Source organism: Halohasta sp. A2, assembly GCF_056175805.1.
Genome location: NZ_JAQFWV010000176.1, coordinates 1 through 925, shown reverse-complemented (window position 1 = coordinate 925; position 925 = coordinate 1). Strand labels below are relative to the sequence as shown.

The 925-nt window shown below is 49.0% G+C and carries 1 protein-coding gene and 1 pseudogene; both read right to left on the bottom strand.

The genetic code is table 11. From position 1 onward, the window contains the following. Nucleotides 1-282: pseudogene (locus O2S87_RS18650) on the bottom strand (ISH3 family transposase); the annotation flags it as partial. A 1-nt stretch (nucleotide 283) separates the two neighbouring features. Beyond that, on the bottom strand, nucleotides 284-559 hold the full coding sequence (locus O2S87_RS18645) for a hypothetical protein (RefSeq protein ID WP_475410218.1): 276 nt from the start codon (nucleotides 557-559) through the stop codon (nucleotides 284-286). Nucleotides 560-925: the final 366 nt, after the last annotated feature.

Here is a 925-nt window from a genome sequence, read left to right as displayed (position 1 = left end):
TTGGAGCAGCGTGTCTCCAACTTGCTCGACAGTATCGAGGTCGAACTGATCGGTAAGGTGTCCACGGACGGTATTGGCGTGTGGAGAGTCTTCGGTCGTCTCGCAGATGTGATTGACCGAGGTCCCGCTGGCGCTGGCGCCAGCGAGGACCTCATAGAGCTTCTCTGATGAGACCTTTACACCGTCTGCGAGTTCTATCGGAAGTTCCTCGTCGAGAGTGTTGACGACAAAATTAAGCAGATGCTCTTCTTCGATCTGATTGTCTGTTTGGGTTTGTTTCACACTACTTCCAAACAGACACTCCATCTAACCCGATGTGATCGACTGAAAATTGATTAGCGAGGATTGATACCATCCGTTCGATTCCTTCTTGAAACTGCTGCTCGTCAGGCGTTGACTTGTTTGCTACCCACTCAGAAGCAACTTGTTTGGCTCCTACAGGAATGCCGTTTATAGTGGATCTTCCATTAGTCTCTGTGGCTGTCTCGCCGATCTCCTCACCGTCCCAGTATATCCGAGCTTCGTTATCATCAATCCATTCGTATTTATAATTAGACATAGTTCCCTCGCAAAACAGTGATCTCAAAACGCCCCGGATTGGATGGTGGATCACCAACCTCGGCTGTTGTAATATTTATCCTCGAATCTGGGTTTGTCGCCGACTTGAGGCCGGTAGAGTAGGATTCTAAACGTTTAGTAGCGCCTGACCACGAAAATCCAGTCATGGTAATTCGCGGCTGACCGCCAATAAATTCTGGTTCGATAGCAACCAATGTCGAAAGTCTCACGCTGCCACTGTCGGTACTTCCCAACCGGTCTGAGAGCTGTAGCTAAAACGTAGCTCTCATCAGGAAGATGTCTGGTTGAGTGAATGTGTTCACGATTCCTCAACCAGACGGTTGTCTTTCAGCCACAGACGTGAAAG

Bases quoted from the DNA above. Each gene is read 5' to 3' on its own strand.
- O2S87_RS18645 (WP_475410218.1), bottom strand. From the start codon at position 559: ATGTCTAATTATAAATACGAATGGATTGATGATAACGAAGCTCGGATA.